Source organism: Rhizobium sp. TBD182 (genome assembly GCF_001950375.1).
Taxonomy (GTDB): Bacteria; Pseudomonadota; Alphaproteobacteria; order Rhizobiales; family Rhizobiaceae; genus Agrobacterium; species Agrobacterium tumefaciens.
Genome location: NZ_BDLN01000015.1, coordinates 38,438 through 38,640 on the forward strand (window position 1 = coordinate 38,438; position 203 = coordinate 38,640).

Annotated in this window: 1 pseudogene; it reads right to left on the reverse strand. The window is 64.5% G+C overall.

The annotated features are described in order from the left end of the window. Positions 1-203, reverse strand: a pseudogene (locus T18_RS25435) (methyl-accepting chemotaxis protein); the annotation flags it as partial.

Genomic DNA, 203 nt, shown 5'->3' on the forward strand with positions numbered 1-203 from the left:
TTCGCCGGATTGTTCGGCACCTGCCTTGGCGCGGCTGACGATCAGGCCGGCCTCCTGCGCGCGCTTGGTGGAATCCTTCACTGTCGTGGTGATCTCTTCCAGAGCGGCAGCGGTTTCCTCAACGGCTGCTGCCTGCTGTTCGGTACGCTTGGCCAGATCGTCGGCGGCCGATTTGATCTCGTTTGCGCCCGCGCCGATGCCAC